At 72.5% G+C, this 14,434-nt stretch carries 14 protein-coding genes and 1 pseudogene; 7 read left to right on the top strand and 8 right to left on the bottom strand.

Going from position 1 to position 14,434, the window contains the following annotated elements; genetic code table 11:
• Nucleotides 1–66 precede the first annotated feature (66 nt).
• Entirely contained in the window at nucleotides 67–1,281 is a 1,215-nt protein-coding gene (locus NOD94_RS35470) for a geranylgeranyl reductase family protein (protein ID WP_281210341.1), read from the bottom strand.
• Between the two features lie 442 nt (nucleotides 1,282–1,723).
• Between NOD94_RS35470 and NOD94_RS35465 the strand changes: the two genes are divergently transcribed.
• Both NOD94_RS35465 and NOD94_RS35460 read left to right on the top strand, forming a co-directional pair.
• Nucleotides 1,724–3,088: a dipeptidase gene (locus tag NOD94_RS35465; protein WP_281210337.1), complete on the top strand. Its 1,365-nt coding sequence runs from the start codon at nucleotides 1,724–1,726 to the stop codon at nucleotides 3,086–3,088.
• A 188-nt stretch (nucleotides 3,089–3,276) separates the two neighbouring features.
• Nucleotides 3,277–3,978, top strand: coding sequence for an MBL fold metallo-hydrolase (locus tag NOD94_RS35460; protein WP_281210336.1), 702 nt, complete (start codon nucleotides 3,277–3,279; stop codon nucleotides 3,976–3,978).
• Between the two features lie 18 nt (nucleotides 3,979–3,996).
• On the opposite strand, the gene NOD94_RS35455 is transcribed toward NOD94_RS35460, so the two are convergent.
• Nucleotides 3,997–5,052 (bottom strand): NUDIX hydrolase, encoded by a 1,056-nt coding sequence (locus NOD94_RS35455; RefSeq protein ID WP_281210335.1) that lies wholly within the window; start codon nucleotides 5,050–5,052, stop codon nucleotides 3,997–3,999.
• Nucleotides 5,053–5,230: 178 nt separating this feature from the next.
• Between NOD94_RS35455 and NOD94_RS35450 the strand changes: the two genes are divergently transcribed.
• Entirely contained in the window at nucleotides 5,231–6,220 is a 990-nt protein-coding gene (locus NOD94_RS35450) for a LacI family DNA-binding transcriptional regulator (protein WP_281210340.1), read from the top strand.
• A 77-nt stretch (nucleotides 6,221–6,297) separates the two neighbouring features.
• On the opposite strand, the gene NOD94_RS35445 is transcribed toward NOD94_RS35450, so the two are convergent.
• The 5 genes from NOD94_RS35445 to NOD94_RS35425 form a co-directional block, all read right to left on the bottom strand.
• Nucleotides 6,298–7,596, bottom strand: coding sequence for an aldolase/citrate lyase family protein (locus NOD94_RS35445; protein WP_281210334.1), 1,299 nt, complete (start codon nucleotides 7,594–7,596; stop codon nucleotides 6,298–6,300).
• Between the two features lie 164 nt (nucleotides 7,597–7,760).
• The gene (locus tag NOD94_RS35440; RefSeq protein WP_281210333.1) at nucleotides 7,761–8,723 is read right to left on the bottom strand and encodes an electron transfer flavoprotein subunit alpha/FixB family protein; all 963 of its coding nucleotides are present in this window, start codon (nucleotides 8,721–8,723) and stop codon (nucleotides 7,761–7,763) included.
• 59 nt (nucleotides 8,724–8,782) lie between these two features.
• Nucleotides 8,783–9,568 (bottom strand): electron transfer flavoprotein subunit beta/FixA family protein, encoded by a 786-nt coding sequence (locus NOD94_RS35435; protein ID WP_281210332.1) that lies wholly within the window; start codon nucleotides 9,566–9,568, stop codon nucleotides 8,783–8,785.
• 201 nt (nucleotides 9,569–9,769) lie between these two features.
• The gene (locus tag NOD94_RS35430; RefSeq protein ID WP_281210339.1) at nucleotides 9,770–10,288 is read right to left on the bottom strand and encodes a flavin reductase family protein; all 519 of its coding nucleotides are present in this window, start codon (nucleotides 10,286–10,288) and stop codon (nucleotides 9,770–9,772) included.
• Between the two features lie 261 nt (nucleotides 10,289–10,549).
• The gene (locus tag NOD94_RS35425) at nucleotides 10,550–10,900 is read right to left on the bottom strand and encodes a thioredoxin family protein (RefSeq protein WP_281210338.1); all 351 of its coding nucleotides are present in this window, start codon (nucleotides 10,898–10,900) and stop codon (nucleotides 10,550–10,552) included.
• Nucleotides 10,901–11,158: 258 nt separating this feature from the next.
• On the opposite strand from NOD94_RS35425, the gene NOD94_RS35420 reads away from it, so the two are divergent.
• The 3 genes from NOD94_RS35420 (at nucleotide 11,159) to NOD94_RS35410 (ending at nucleotide 13,488) form a co-directional block, all read left to right on the top strand.
• Nucleotides 11,159–11,881, top strand: a complete 723-nt coding sequence (locus NOD94_RS35420) for a lysophospholipid acyltransferase family protein (RefSeq protein WP_281210331.1) — start codon at nucleotides 11,159–11,161, stop codon at nucleotides 11,879–11,881.
• A gap of 157 nt (nucleotides 11,882–12,038) precedes the next feature.
• On the top strand, nucleotides 12,039–12,617 hold the full coding sequence (locus tag NOD94_RS35415; protein WP_281210330.1) for a TetR/AcrR family transcriptional regulator: 579 nt from the start codon (nucleotides 12,039–12,041) through the stop codon (nucleotides 12,615–12,617).
• A gap of 88 nt (nucleotides 12,618–12,705) precedes the next feature.
• Entirely contained in the window at nucleotides 12,706–13,488 is a 783-nt protein-coding gene (locus NOD94_RS35410; protein WP_281210329.1) for an oxidoreductase, read from the top strand.
• 71 nt (nucleotides 13,489–13,559) lie between these two features.
• Here NOD94_RS35410 and NOD94_RS35405 read toward each other — a convergent pair whose 3' ends face one another.
• Nucleotides 13,560–14,153 (bottom strand): CGNR zinc finger domain-containing protein, encoded by a 594-nt coding sequence (locus NOD94_RS35405; RefSeq protein WP_281210328.1) that lies wholly within the window; start codon nucleotides 14,151–14,153, stop codon nucleotides 13,560–13,562.
• Between the two features lie 96 nt (nucleotides 14,154–14,249).
• Here NOD94_RS35405 and NOD94_RS35400 point away from each other — a divergent pair.
• Nucleotides 14,250–14,434, top strand: a pseudogene (locus tag NOD94_RS35400) (MFS transporter); the annotation flags it as partial.

Below are 14,434 nucleotides of genomic sequence, written 5' to 3'. Positions count from 1 at the left end.
GGCCGGCCCCGGCCGCACCGGGCGGGGCCGGCCCGACGGCCGGACGGGGTCAGCCCCGGGTGGGCGTCAGCCCCGGTCGCCGCGCGCCTGGCGGGCGTCCACCAGGTGCAGGGCCTTGCGCGCCAGCGGGTACGTACGCACCATGTCGGCCAGCGTCATCGAACCCCGGGTGATCCGCGCGAAGGCGAGCCACGCGGGCCGGAAGCCCGTGATCGCCGCGTGCAGGAACCCGGGGCGGGCCTCGAAAACGGTCAGCATGCGCTTGCCGACGCCCATCTCCACGCCCAGCCCGGCCTTGACCGCGAAGGCGTAGTTCAGCGCCTGACGCCGCGCGTCCACCGCGTCCTGCGCCTCGGAGATCTTGACGGCCCACTCCCCCGCCAGCCGGCCCGACCGCAGCGCGAACGAGATGCCCTCCCGCGTCCACGGCTCCAGCAGCCCGGCGGCGTCTCCCGCGACGAGCACCCGACCCCGCGACAGGGGCGAATCGGGCTTGCGGCAACGCGTCAGGTGCCCGGAGGAGACGGCCGGCTCGAAGCCCGCCAGCCCCAGCCGGGCGATGAAGTCGTCCAGGTACCGCTTGGTGGCGGCGCCCTCGCCCTTCGCCGAGATCACGCCCACGGTGAGGGTGTCGCCCTTGGGGAAGACCCAGCCGTAACTGCCGGGCAGCGGACCCCAGTCGATGAGCACCCGCCCCTTCCAGTCCTCGGCGACCGTCTCCGGTACGGGGATCTCCGCCTCCAGGCCGAGGTCGACCTGGTCCATCTCCACCCCGACGTGCGCGCCGATCCGGCTCGCGCTGCCGTCGGCGCCGACCACGGCCCGGGCCAGCACGGTCTCGCCGTCCGCCAGGACCACGGCGACCGTGCGCCGGTCGGGAACGGCCGCGCCGTGCTGCTCGACCCGCGCCACCGCGGTACCCGTACGGACGGTCGCGCCGGCCTTCTCGGCCTCCGCGACCAGGGCGGCGTCGAACTCGGGCCGGTTGATGAGCCCGAAGAGCATCCCCTTCGAGCGGCGGGTCCGGGTCAGCTTCCCGTTCATCGAGAAGGTGACCGCGTGGATCCGGTCCTTGAACGGCAGCACGAAGCCCGGCGGCAGGGCGTCGCGCGAGGGGCCGATGATGCCGCCGCCGCAGGTCTTGTACCGGGGGAGTTCGGCCTTCTCCAGCAGCAGGACGCTCCGACCGGCGGTCGCCGCGGCGTACGCCGCCGAGGCCCCGGCGGGGCCGGCGCCGACCACGACGACGTCCCAGACCTCGCCCGTGCCCCCGGACGCCACGACGCCCTCCGAATCCCGCTCCGCCGACTCCGCGTCCTGATCCCGGTCACCGCCGGCGCCCACGCCGACGTCACCGCCGGTGCCCACGCCGACGTCATCGCCCGTGTCCACGCCCGCCTCACCACCCGTGTCCGTGCTCGCCTGCCCGTCCCCGGCCGTGTCCGTGGCGTCGCCCGGGGCCTTCGCCGGCCCGCCCGCCCGCCCGTGCGCCGTTCCTTCGTCCGCCCCCTGAGCGGCGGCCTGCCCTGCGCTTGCGCCGTTTACGTCGTCGTCGCTGCTCACGATGTGCTGCTGCTCCTGATCACGCTGTTGCTCGGATGCCGTGGAAATCCTACGGCGCGAGTCCGCCCGGCCCTTTGTGCGAGGATCGGAACTGTCTTTTGCCTTGCATTCGCCGTAACCCGGCACTTGTCACAACGTCGCACCCACGAGGAGCGTGCCCATGTCCCAGAATCCGATCGCCGAGACCATCGCCTCGCTGATGCCCCGCGCCAAGGCGGAGCTGACGGAGTTGGTGGCCTTCCAGTCGGTGGCGGACTGGGCGCAGTTCCCCAAGAGCGAGAGCGAGGCCGCCGCGAACTGGGTGGCCGAGGCCCTGCGCGTCGAGGGCTTCCAGGACGTCGCGCTGCTCGACACCCCCGACGGCACCCAGTCGGTGTACGGGTACCTGCCCGGCCCCGAGGGCGCCCCGACGGTCCTGCTGTACGCGCACTACGACGTGCAGCCGCCGCTGGACGACGCCGCCTGGATCTCGCCCGCCTTCCAGCTCACCGAGCGGAACGGCCGCTGGTACGGGCGCGGCGCCGCGGACTGCAAGGGCGGGTTCATCATGCATCTGCTCGCGCTGCGCGCGCTGAAGGCGAACGGCGGCGTACCGGTCGGCGTCAAGGTCATCGTCGAGGGCTCCGAGGAGCAGGGCACCGGCGGCCTCCAGCAGTACGCCGAGGCGAACCCGGAGCTCCTGGCGGCCGACACCATCGTGATCGGCGACGCGGGCAACTTCCGTACCGGCCTGCCGACGGTGACCGCCACCCTGCGCGGGATGACCCTCCTCAAGGTCAGGATCGACACCCTCGGCGGCAACCTGCACTCCGGCATGTTCGGTGGGGTCGCCCCCGACGCCCTGGCCGCACTCATCCAGACGCTGGCCTCGCTGCGCGCGGCGGACGGTTCGACGACCGTGGACGGACTGGATTCCGACGCGGTGTGGGAGGGCCTGCAGTACCCGGAGGCCGAGTTCCGTTCCGACGCGAAGGTGCTGGACGGGGTCGAACTGATCGGCGAGGGCACGATCGCGGACCGCCTGTGGGCCCGCCCGGCCGTCACCGTGCTCGGCATCGACTGCCCGCCGGTGATCGGCGCGACCCCGTCGGTGCACGCGAGCGCGGGCGCCCTGATCAGCCTGCGCGTGCCGCCGGGCGTGGACACCACGCGGGCCATCAAGCTGCTGGAGGCGCACCTGGTGGCGCACACGCCCTGGAACGCCCGCCTGGAGATCGAGGTGGTGGGTCAGGGGCAGCCGTTCCAGGCCGACACGAACAGCCCGGCCTACGCGTCGATGGCGGCGGCCATGCGGGTGGCGTACCCCGGACAGGAGATGCAGATCAGCGGCATGGGCGGGTCCATCCCGCTGTGCAACACGCTGACCTCCCTGTACCCGCGGGCGGAGATGCTGCTGATCGGTCTGAGCGAGCCGGAGGCTCAGATCCACGCCGTGAACGAGAGCGTCTCGCCGGAGGAGCTGGAACGCCTCTCGGTGGCGGAGGCCCTGTTCCTGGTGAACTACGCCGAGTCCAAGCGCGGCTGAGCACCGGGCGGGCCCGGCACGGCGGTCCTGCCGCCGCGCCGGGCGAGCCGGACGAGCCGGACGAGCCGGACGAGCCGGACGGCCAACGCCCGTACGCCCGTACGCCCGGGGCGGAATGCGCCCTGGGCGGACTCCGCTCGGGGCGAATTCGCGTGCCGCGCGCGGCGTCCGGTGCCTACGTTCGGCGCATGGACCTCGTAGAAGTGCTCCCGGACCGACTCCACATGCTCCGCTTCCCCATCGGCCAGGCCTACCTCTGGCAGGACGGCGAAGCCCTCACCCTGATCGACGCCGGTCACGTCGATGCGGCCCCCGCCATCGAGGGGGCGATCCGTTCCCTCGGCCTGCGGCCCGAGCGGTTGGAGCGGATCGTGCTGACCCACTGCCACCGCGACCACGTCGGCGCGGCCGGTGAACTCGCCGCCCGCTGGGGGGCCGAGATCCTCGCGCACCGGCTGGACGCCCCCGTGGTCCGTGGCGAGCAGCCGGTCCCGGAACCGGTCCTGTTGGACTGGGAACTGCCGCTGTACGCCCACGGCCTGACCGTCCCCGAGGCCCCGCCGACCCCGGTGGACCGGGAGTTGGAGGACGGCGAGGTGCTGCCCTTCGGCGGCGGGGCGGCCGTGGTCCACTCCCCCGGCCACACGCCGGGTAGCATCGGCGTCCACCTGCCCGCGTACGGGGTGCTGTTCACGGGTGATTGTGTCGCGGGGGTGGGCCGGGTGATGCTCGGCGTCTTCAACGTCGACCGGGAGCAGGCCGTTTCCTCGTTCCGACGGCTGGCCGCGCTCGCCCCGGCCGTGGCCTGCTTCGGTCACGGCGACCCCTGGGTGACGGACACGGCGGCGACGCTGCGGACCGCTGCCGAAGCCGTGCCCGTCGCGGGCTGAAAGCCGGCGGGACACCTCTCACGGCGTCGGGCGGCCCGCCTCCAGGTACAGGGGGCGGGCGCCCTCGCGGGCCCGCAGCGCCCAGCGCAGCCGTTCGTAGCGCTGTGGCGGCAGCAGCCCGGCCGCCTCCGGTTCGGTGACGAAGCGCCAGGCCCGCAGTTCGGGGCCGGGCAGGCGCAACGCCTTGATCTGCGGCGGGGTCAGCGGTCCGCCGTCGAAGAGCAGCCGCAGTCCCCCGTACGCGGGGCGCAGGGGCGGTTCCCAGTCGACGACGAGGAGCGGCGGGGCGTGGTCGAGTTCCAGGCCGAGTTCCTCGGCGACCTCCCGTACGCCCGCCCGGCCGGGCGCCTCACCGGGTTCGACGACTCCACCGGGGAACTCCCAGCCCGGTTTGTAGGTCGGGTCGACCAGCAGGACCCGGTCCGCGTCGTCGAAGAACAGGACCCCGGCCGCCACGGTCTCGCGCGTCGGCTCGGGGGTCTGCACGATGTCGCAGATCCCGGCCGTGTCCGTCCGTACGGCCTCGGCGATCCGCTCGGCCGTCTCCCGTACGGTCAGCCGCCCGTTGTCGATGACGTGGGCGTCGGCCGCCAGCCAGCCCAGTGCCGCCCGGTAGGCGGGGATGTGGTCGTACGCCCACTGCCGGACCCGTACGTCCACCACCTCCGGGTCGCCCGGCTCCCGGCGGGTCGCGATCCGCTCACGCAGGATCGTTTCCGCTGGGGCGAGCAGGACGTGCCGGACGGGAATGCGCCGGGCCGCCAACGCCCCGAAGATCTCGTCGCGGTAGTCCTGACGGAGCAGGGTCATCGGCACCACCAGCACGCCCCCGAGCTCCGCCAGCATCGCCGCGGCGGTGTCGACGACCAGCCGCCGCCAACTCGGCAGGTCCTGGTAATCGGTCACCTCCGCGAGGCGTTCGCGCGGCAGGAGCCGGTTCAGTGCCTCCCCGATCAGCTCCGGGTCGAACAGGGTGCTGTCCGGCAGCAGTCCGGCCAGTTCGCGGGCCGTGCTGGTCTTCCCGGCACTGAACGTGCCGTTGATCCAGACAATCACGTCTACCCCTCTCCCCATGGCTCGCGTCCGTAGCCCCCAGTGGCTTGCCCGCCTCACCCTGCCATGGAAACCCGCTCGTCGCCGGAGTGCTTATCCTCAAGGTCAGAGCCCTGTCAGCACGCCCGCATCCGGAGGTTTCCACACCGTGCCCCACACCCGTCACCCGTCCGAGCCCCGCTACGGCAACCGGCCGACCATGAAGGACGTGGCGGCCCGGGCGGGCGTGGGCCTGAAGACGGTCTCACGGGTCGTCAACGGCGAGCCCGGGGTGACTCCCGACACCGAGCGGCGGGTCCATGAGGCCATCGAGGCACTGGGTTTCCGCCGCAACGACAGTGCGCGCGTGCTCCGCAAGGGCCGTACTGCGACCGTTGGTCTGGTACTCGAAGACCTCGCGGACCCGTTCTACGGTCCCCTCAACCGGGCCGTCGAGGAGGTGGCCCGCACGCACGGCGCGCTCCTCATCAACGGCTCCAGCGCCGAGGACCCGGACCGTGAAAGGGAGTTGGCGCTCGCGCTGTGTGCCCGCCGGGTGGACGGGCTGATCGTGATCCCGGCCGGTGACGACCACCGGTACCTGGAGCCGGAGATCCGGGCGGGCGTGGCGACGGTGTTCGTGGACCGGCCGGCCGGCCGGATCGACGCCGATGTCGTGCTGTCGGACAGCTTCGGCGGCGCCCGCGACGGCGTGGCCCACCTGATCGCGGGCGGGCACCGCCGGATCGGGTTCATCGGCGACCACCCCCGCATCCACACCGCCACGGAGCGGCTGCGCGGCTACCACGAGGCCATGGACCGGGCGGGCCTGCCGGTACCGGCCTCCTGGGTCTCCCTCGGCTCGACCGCCCCGGAGCGGGTGACGGCCGCCGCCGGGGCGATGCTGAGCGGCCCCGACGCGGTCACCGCCCTCTTCGCCGGGAACAACCGGGTGACCGTCACGCTCGTACGGGTCCTCGCGGCGCGGCCGGGCCCGGTGGCGTTGGTGGGCTTCGACGACTTCGAGCTGGCCGACCTGCTGGACCCGGGCGTCACGGTGGTCGCCCAGGACGCGGCGGCCCTGGGCCGGGTGGCCACCGACCGACTCTTCCAGCGGCTGGCGGGCGCGGGCCTCCCGCCGGCCCGCATCGAGCTGCCGACGCGCCTGATCCCCCGCGGTTCGGGCGAGCTGCCCCCGGCGGGCGGCTGACGCCCCGCGCGCGGACGGAAGACGTACGGCCCGGCCCCGGTGATCCGGGGGCCGGGCCGTACGCGTGACGCCGCGGATCAGGCGGTCGCCGTCAGCGTCGCCGAGCGGCGCGGAATGGCGAAGGCGTCCAGTTCGGCGCGGGTCAGGCCGGTCAGTGCCGTGACCTCCTCGGTGCCGACGGCGCCGCAGTCGAGGCCGCGCACGAGGTAGCCGGCCAGGGCCTTGGCGGTGGCGGGCTCGTCCATGACGTCGCCCTCGATCTTGGCCACGTACGCCTTCAGACGGGCCGCGGCGGTCTCCAGGCCCTCGCGGTAGAAGGTGAACACGGCCGCGTAGCGGGTCGGCAGGTGCGCCGGGTGCATGTCCCAGCCCTGGTAGTAGGCGCGGGCCAGGGCGCGGCGGGTGAGGCCGTAGTGCAGCTTCCAGGCCTCGTGGACGTGCTCGGTGGTGCCGATGGGCAGGACGTTCGTCGAGCCGTCCGAGACGCGTACGCCGGTACCGGCGGCCGCGACCTGCATGATCGCCTTGGCGTGATCGGCCGCCGGGTGGTCGCTGGACTGGTAGGCGGCGGAGACGCCGACGCAGGCGCTGTAGTCGAAGGTGCCGTAGTGCAGTCCGGTGGCGCGGCCCTTGGCGGCCTCGATCATCCGGGCCACGGTGGCGGTGCCGTCGGAGGCGACGATCGACTGGCTGGTCTCGATCTGGATCTCGAAGCCGATCCGGCCCGGGCGCAGGCCTCGGGTGATCTCGAAGGCCTCCAGCAGCTTGACGAAGGCGCTGACCTGCTCGGCGTAGGTGACCTTGGGCAGGGTCAGGACGAGGCCATCGGGCAGGCCGCCGTGCGCGAGCAGCCCGGACAGGAAGATGTCGGTGGTGCGGATGCCGCGGTCGCGGACGTTGGACTCCATGCACTTCATGCGGACGCCCATGTACGGGGCGTTCGTGCCGTTGGCGAAGGCCTCCGAGACGAGACGGGCGGCGCGGGCCGCGGCCTGGTCCTCCTCCTCGTCGGAGCGGACGCCGAAGCCGTCCTCGAAGTCGACGCGGAGGTCCTCGATCGGCTCGCTCGCCAGCTTGGCGCGGACGCGGTCGTAGACCGGGACGGCCAGCTCGTCGGAGATGCCCAGCACCTTGGCGAAGGTGGCGGCGTCCGGGGCGTGCTCGTCGAGGGCCGCGAGGGCCTGGTCGCCCCAGGAGCGGATCGTGTCGGCGGCGAAGACGTCACCGGGCACGTAGACGGTGTGGATGGGCTGACGGGTGCCGGGGTCGCCCGGGTAGTGGCGCGCGAGTTCCGCGTCCACCGGCGCGAGGGAGGCGCTGATGCCCTCGCTGACCGCGCCTGCGAGGCTCGTCGCCACCTTCTCCTGCTGACCCATCGTGCACTCTCCTCTTTTCCGCTTCACGGAATCTTAGATCCGCATAGCAGAATTTAATCACGGGGTTCCGCTCCGTCAATGGTCCCTCCGCCCGGAGCCGGAAACGACTCGGGGCCGTGTGGTGACAAACACCACACGGCCCCGGAGACTGCTTGCCCCGCAGGTCAGCCCTTGCGGGCCTGGATCTGCTCGGTCAGCTGGGGGACGACCGCGAAGAGGTCGCCGACCACGCCGTAGTCGACGAGGTCGAAGATCGGGGCCTCGGCGTCCTTGTTGATGGCCACGATGGTCTTCGAGGTCTGCATGCCCGCGCGGTGCTGGATCGCGCCCGAGATGCCGGAGGCGATGTACAGCTGCGGGGAGACCGACTTGCCGGTCTGGCCGACCTGGTTGGAGTGCGGGTACCAGCCGGCGTCCACGGCGGCGCGCGAGGCGCCGACGGCAGCGCCGAGGGAGTCCGCGAGGGCCTCGATGATGCCGAAGTTCTCGGCACCGTTGACGCCACGGCCGCCGGAGACGACGATCGCGGCCTCGGTCAGCTCGGGGCGGCCGGTGGACTCGCGCGGGGTGCGCGAGGTGACCTTGGTACCGGTGGCCAGGGCGCCGAAGGTGACGGCGAGCGCCTCGACGGTGCCGGCGGCCGGGGCGGCCTCGACCGGAGCCGAGTTCGGCTTGACCGTGATGACCGGGGTGCCCTTGGACACGCGGGACTTGGTGGTGAACGACGCGGCGAAGGCGGCCTGCGTCGCGACCGGACCCTCGTCACCGGCCTCCAGGTCGACGGCGTCGGTGATGATGCCGGAGCCGATGCGCACGGCGAGGCGCGCGGCGATCTCCTTGCCCTCGGCGGAGGACGGGACGAGCACGGCCACCGGGGAGACAGCGTCGTACGCGGCCTGGAGCGCGTCCACCTTCGGTACGACGAGGTACTCGGTGAACTCGGGGGCGTCGGCGGTCAGCACCTTGACGGCGCCGTGCTCGGCGAGGACCGCGGCGGTGTCGGCGGCGCCGGCACCCAGGGCGACGGCGACGGGCTCGCCGATGCGGCGGGCCAGCGTCAGCAGCTCGAGGGTGGGCTTGCGGACGGCACCGTCCGCGTGGTCGACGAAGACGAGAACTTCAGCCATGGGACTGCTCTCCTGCGATTGCGAAGTATCTGGGGGCTAAGAGGGGATGGCCGGAGTTCTTAGATGAACTTCTGGCCGGCCAGGAACTCGGCCAGCTGCTTGCCGCCCTCGCCCTCGTCCTTGACGACCGTGCCTGCGGTGCGGGCGGGACGCTGCGTCGCGGAGTCGACCGCGGTCCAGGCGCCTTCCAGACCGACCTCTTCGGCCTCCAGGTCGAGGTCCGACAGGTCCCAGGACTCCACCGGCTTCTTCTTGGCGGCCATGATGCCCTTGAAGGACGGGTAGCGGGCCTCGCCCGACTGGTCCGTCACCGAGACGAGCGCGGGGAGGGAGGCCTCCAGCTGCTCGCTCGCGGAGTCGCCGTCACGGCGGCCGGTCACGACGCCGTCCGCGACCTTGACCTCGGAGAGCAGGGTGACCTGCGGGACGCCCAGGCGCTCGGCCAGGATGGCCGGCAGCACGCCCATGACGCCGTCGGTCGAGGCCATGCCCGCGATGACCAGGTCGTAACCGGCCTTCTCGATCGCCTTGGCCAGCACCAGCGAGGTGCCCATGACGTCGGAGCCGTGCAGGTCGTCGTCCTCGACGTGGATCGCCTTGTCGGCGCCCATCGACAGCGCCTTGCGCAGCGCGTCCTTGGCGTCCTCGGGGCCCACGGTCAGGACGGTGATCTCCGCGTCGTCCGCCTCGTCGGCGATCTGCAGCGCCTGCTCGACGGCGTATTCGTCGAGCTCCGACAGCAGGCCGTCGACGTCGTCACGGTTGACGGTCAGGTCCTCGGTGAACTGCCGGTCGCCGGTGGCGTCGGGCACGTACTTCACACAGACAACGATCCTCAGGCTCACGCCGGCTCTCCTACCGCATCGTCTTTTTTGGTACCGCCTTGTGCAGGCAGCATAGGCGCCATGTCGGGCGGATCCCGGTCGGGGCGGCCCGCGCTCCGATGGGAATGTTACTCGTCAGTACACCTTGGGTGCCCGCCAGGTGCAAGGCCACCGAACTGTGACCTTGACAACGCCGTCCCGACCCGCCCCAGCAGGGACGATTCAGTCCCGCAACGCGTTGAAGCGCCCCTGGTGGTAGAGCAGCGGACGGCCTTCCCCGGCCGGATCCCCGGCCACCGCCTCCGCGATGATCACACGGTGGGCGCCCGCGGGCACCCTCGCCACCACCCGGCACACCAGCCAGGCCAGCACCCCGTCCAGCAGCGGAACCCCGTGCGGGCCCCGGACCCAGCCGGTGCCCAAGCCGAAACGGTCGGCGCCGCTGGTGGCGAAGAGGCCGGCCAGCTCGCTCTGGTGCTCGCCGAGTATGTGCACGCCGAGGTGGTCGGACTCCCGCACCGCGGGCCAGCTGGAGGAGCCGGTGCCGATGGTGAAGGAGAGCAGGGGCGGGTCGGCGGACACCGAGTTCAGGGAGGTGGCGGTGAATCCGGCGGGCCTGCCGTCGAGCTCCGCGGTGATCACCGCGACGCCGGCGGCGTGACGGCGGAAGACGGAGCGGAGCAGTTCGGGAGAGCCGGGCAGGCCGGAGCGGTCGGCGCCGAAGGGCGCGGGCGAGGCCATCGGGGCGGTCGGGGCGGTCATCGCAGGACTTCCTTCTGCCGCGGGAATCGCGGACGCAGTCGGGGATCGGGGGCCGGGTTTGTCAGTGATCCCAACAGCGCGCGCTCGCGTGGCGAACGAGGTCCACGTGGACCCGCCCGTAAAGCAGGAGTTCATACCGCATGTCGTCAGCCTGACGATCTCACGTGTACACAGTCAAGCCGGATCGGTCAGATGTCAGGCGCGTCACGCTCCGTACGGGCGCACGCACCGGCGCACCCGTCAGACCGCCGCCCCGAGAGCGGCGATCACATCGGCCTTGCGGGGCATCCCCTCGGCGCGGCGGACGACGCGGCCCGCGGCGTCCAGGACCAGTACGGTCGGGGTCTTCACGATGCCGAGGGCGCGCACCAGGTCCAGGTTCCGCTCTGCGTCGATCTCGATGTGCGCGACCCCGGGAACCAGGCCCGCGACCTCGGCGAGGATCCGCCGGGTGGCCCGGCAGGGCTGGCAGAAGGCGGTGGAGAACTGGACCAGGCTGGCCCGCTCCCCCGGTTCCCGTCCCAGTTCGGCCGCGCCCAGGGGCACGCCCCGCCCCCGGCCGGTGGGCAATCGCCCCTCGCCGTCGTCCACTCCGTGCCCGTGCACGCGTACTCCCGTCCACCCTGTCCGTATGTTCGCACCCGCCCGGCAGGTGCCCGGCGAAGCCCTTGTCCCAGCGCGCGGTCGCCATGCGGCATTCCCCGCGTGACGAGGATCTCTCCGGGCTCGGCCGTCTGGACTGGCCAGCGGGCCGCGTTTGGGGCACGATCCCCCCATGGTCGCGTACCTACGCTTCCGTAACTTCCGGCCGGGAGCACCTCCCCAGGCAGAAAGCGGGGTCTCCCCACCATGGCTGAGCTCGTCTATCCCCCAGTGATCGGCGCCGCGCACACCCTCTTCCGTGCGCTGGACATCCGCATCGACATGAAGGGCACCGAGAACATCCCGCGCCAGGGCGGGGCGGTCCTGGTGTCGAACCACATCGGCTACCTCGACTTCATCTTCGCCGGCCTCACCGCACGGCCGCAGAAGCGCCTGGTGCGCTTCATGGCCAAGGAGTCGGTGTTCCGGCACAAGGTGTCCGGTCCGCTGATGCGCGCCATGAAGCACATCCCGGTGGACCGCACCCAGGGCGAGTCCGCCTACCAGCACGCCCTGGACTCCCTGCGGGCCGGCGAGATCATCGGGGTGTTCCCCGAGGCGACGATCTCCCAGTCGTTCACCCTCAAGAGCTTCAAGTCGGGCGCGGCGCGGATGGCCCAGGAGGCGGGCGTCCCGCTGATCCCGGTGGCGCTGTGGGGCACGCAGCGGCTGTGGACCAAGGGCCGGCCGAAGAACCTCAAGCGCAGCCACATCCCGGTGACGATGCGGATCGGCGAGCCCATCGAGGCCCCGTCCGACCAGTACGCCGGGGCGATCACCCGTCGCCTGCGCGAGCGGGTGCAGGAGCTGCTGGAGGCGGCGCAGCGCTCCTACCCGGCCAAGCCGGCCGGTCCCGAGGACTCCTGGTGGCTGCCGGCCCACCTGGGCGGCACGGCGCCGACGGCGGCGCAGGTCAAGGAAGCGGGCTGAACCACTCCCGGTCGGGAGAGGGTCGCCCGCCCCGGCGCTCCGGGGCGGGCGACCCTTTCCCGAGCGCGACGCCTTCGCCCACCTCGATCGTCCTGTGATCGCCGAGCCGCGGGCAGATATTTGACTTCAAGGTCAAAAACGCTGCTACGGTAACGCCATGGGCAGGCCGAAGCAGTTCGATCCGGACGTGGCGGTGGAGCGCGCGATGGACGTGTTCTGGCGCAAGGGGTACGCGGCGACGACGCCGCAGGACCTCGTGGACGAGATCGGCATCGGCAAGGGCAGCCTCTACAACACCTTCGGCAGCAAGCAGGCGTTGTTCGAACGGGCGCTCACCCGCTACCGGGACGCGCAGGCGGCGTGGCTGACGGAACTCCTCGACCACCCCGGCTCGGCCAAGGACCGCTTGCGGGGGGCGCTGGAGGCGCTGGTCGAGCTCGATCTGGGCGACCCGGACCGGCGCGGCTGCATGGCGGTCAACACGGCCGCCGAATCGGCTCCGTCGGACCCCTGGACGACCGACACGGTGCGCAGGATGTTCGCGCGCACCGAGGGCGCCTTCCGGGCGACCGTCGAGGAGGGGCAGCGCGCGGGTGAGATCGACCCGGGCCGCGACGCGGCAGCCGTGGCCTCCTGGCTGCTCGCGACCGTGATCGGCATGCGGGTGCTGGCGAAGACCGCCGAGGACGCCTCGCAGCTGAAACGGGTCGTGGACGCGGCGGTGGCGTCGCTCTAGTACGTACGACAAAGGGCTGTTCCGACGGCCCTCGTTTTTTACGCCCTCATTTTGTACCTGCGGTTCAAAAATTCTGAAGGAGTCCGCCATGGAACTCGCACTCGCGGGAAAGACCGCCGTCGTCACCGGGGCAAGCCGGGGCGTCGGCCTCGCGATCACCCGGCAGCTCGTCGCCGAGGGGGTCCGCGTGGTCGGCGCGGCCCGCACGATCACCGCCGAACTCAAGGAGGCCGGCGCCCACGCCGTCGCGGTCGACCTGAGCACACCGGAAGGCGCACGGGAACTGGGGGCGCGGGCCCTCGCGGAACTCGGCGGCGTGGACATCCTGGTCAACAACCTGGGCGGCGGCGACGAGTTCAACCTCGACGGGTTCCTCGCGACCGACGACGCCCTGTGGGCGCACAGCTTCGAGGTCAACCTGTTCGGCACGGTCCGGGTCACCCGCGGGCTGCTGCCGAGCATCCTGGAGCGCCGCGGGGCGATCGTGAACATCTCGTCGATGTGCGCGCGCCTGCCGGCCACCGGCCCGATCGAGTACAGCGCCGCGAAGGCCGGTCTCAACGCGTTCGGAAAGTCGCTGGCGGAGGAGTTCGGCCCCCGGGGCGTCCGCGTGAACACCGTCTCCCCCGGCCCGACGCGCACGGCCATATGGGAGGGCGAGGACGGCTTCGGCGCCCTCCTCGCCGAGGCGAACGGCGTCGACCACCGCGAGTTCCTGACCGGCGTGCCCGCGTCCATGGGCATGACCACCGGTCGGATGGTCGAGCCCGACGAGGTCGCGGCCGTCGTGGTGTTCCTCGCCTCGGACCGCGCGGCGAGCGTGACCGGCGCCGACTACGTCGTCGAGGGCGGCGGCATCAAGACGGTGTGAGCCGTCCGACGGGCGGGGCGGGCGGCGTAGGCCCGCACCGCCCGACGCCCCGGGCGGGTCCCCGGCGCGACTCAGTGGGCCCCCGCCCCCGAGCCCTCCTCCCGCCTGCGGCGCCGGTGCGCCGCGACCCGGGCGCGCGTGGAGCAGGTACTGGAGCAGTAGCGGCGGACGCTGCCGGGGCCCGCCCCCAGGAAGAGACGCCCACAGCCCGTGGCGGCGCAGGCCCCCCAGACGACGCGACCGTGCTCGGTGAGCAGTTGGGCGAGGGCGAGGGCGCCGGAGGCCAGGAACCAGTCGCCCCAGTGGGCTCCGTCGCCACGGTCGACGTGCAGGTGCCAGGGATGGCCGTCGTGCCGGGTCAGCCGGGGTCGGGTGCCGCACTCCTCCAGCAGCGCGTTGAGGGCCTCGGCGGTGCGGTCCTCGTCGGTCTCGGCGAGGATCCCGGCCATGCGGAGCGCGGCGGCCCGCAGTTCGGCCGCGTCCGCCTCGCCGAAGGCCTCGGGGGCGAGGTCGGCCGGGTGTTCCCCGTGCCGGGCCAGCAGGGCGGCGAGGCCGTCCCGCGCGAGCCCGGGATCGACGCGGACCGCCTCGGAGCATTCGATCAGCCGCCGGGCCGCCGAAAAACCCTCGCCCGCCGGACCGCCCGCGTTCCGTAGGCCTGCCATCACCGGATCCTTTCGCCTTACACCCACATAACGTAACGTCTTTCCTCCATAACACGTTACACGCGGTGCGGGTCTGTACTGGAGGGGGTCCGGGACATGGGCGGTGGGTTCGGGAGGTACTTGGGGGCCGCGCTGGCGGCGCGGTTCGCCTCGGAGGGCATGGGCATGGCGGTGGTGCTGCTCGCCCTGGAACGCACGGGGAGCGCGGCGCACGGGGCGTTCGTCCTGACGGCCTGGCTGGCCCCGCACGTCCTGGCGGCGCCGCTCGCGGGCGCCGCGGC

This window comes from Streptomyces sp. Isolate_45 (assembly GCF_024721315.2).
Classification (GTDB): Bacteria; Actinomycetota; Actinomycetes; order Streptomycetales; family Streptomycetaceae; genus Streptomyces.
The sequence above is the reverse complement of the archived record's forward strand: the minus strand, read 5'-3'. Positions and strand labels throughout refer to the sequence as shown.

What these genes read in the sequence shown, in the direction of transcription:
- NOD94_RS35465 (WP_281210337.1), top strand. Translation starts at nt 1,724, where the DNA reads ATGTCCCAGAATCCGATCGCCGAGACCATCGCCTCGCTGATGCCCCGC.
- NOD94_RS35460 (WP_281210336.1), top strand. Translation starts at nt 3,277, where the DNA reads ATGGACCTCGTAGAAGTGCTCCCGGACCGACTCCACATGCTCCGCTTC.
- NOD94_RS35455 (WP_281210335.1), bottom strand. Translation starts at nt 5,052, where the DNA reads ATGGGGAGAGGGGTAGACGTGATTGTCTGGATCAACGGCACGTTCAGT.
- NOD94_RS35450 (WP_281210340.1), top strand. Translation starts at nt 5,231, where the DNA reads ATGAAGGACGTGGCGGCCCGGGCGGGCGTGGGCCTGAAGACGGTCTCA.
- NOD94_RS35445 (WP_281210334.1), bottom strand. Translation starts at nt 7,596, where the DNA reads ATGGGTCAGCAGGAGAAGGTGGCGACGAGCCTCGCAGGCGCGGTCAGC.
- NOD94_RS35440 (WP_281210333.1), bottom strand. Translation starts at nt 8,723, where the DNA reads ATGGCTGAAGTTCTCGTCTTCGTCGACCACGCGGACGGTGCCGTCCGC.
- NOD94_RS35430 (WP_281210339.1), bottom strand. Translation starts at nt 10,288, where the DNA reads ATGGCCTCGCCCGCGCCCTTCGGCGCCGACCGCTCCGGCCTGCCCGGC.
- NOD94_RS35420 (WP_281210331.1), top strand. Translation starts at nt 11,159, where the DNA reads ATGGCTGAGCTCGTCTATCCCCCAGTGATCGGCGCCGCGCACACCCTC.
- NOD94_RS35415 (WP_281210330.1), top strand. Translation starts at nt 12,039, where the DNA reads ATGGGCAGGCCGAAGCAGTTCGATCCGGACGTGGCGGTGGAGCGCGCG.
- NOD94_RS35410 (WP_281210329.1), top strand. Translation starts at nt 12,706, where the DNA reads ATGGAACTCGCACTCGCGGGAAAGACCGCCGTCGTCACCGGGGCAAGC.
- NOD94_RS35405 (WP_281210328.1), bottom strand. Translation starts at nt 14,153, where the DNA reads ATGGCAGGCCTACGGAACGCGGGCGGTCCGGCGGGCGAGGGTTTTTCG.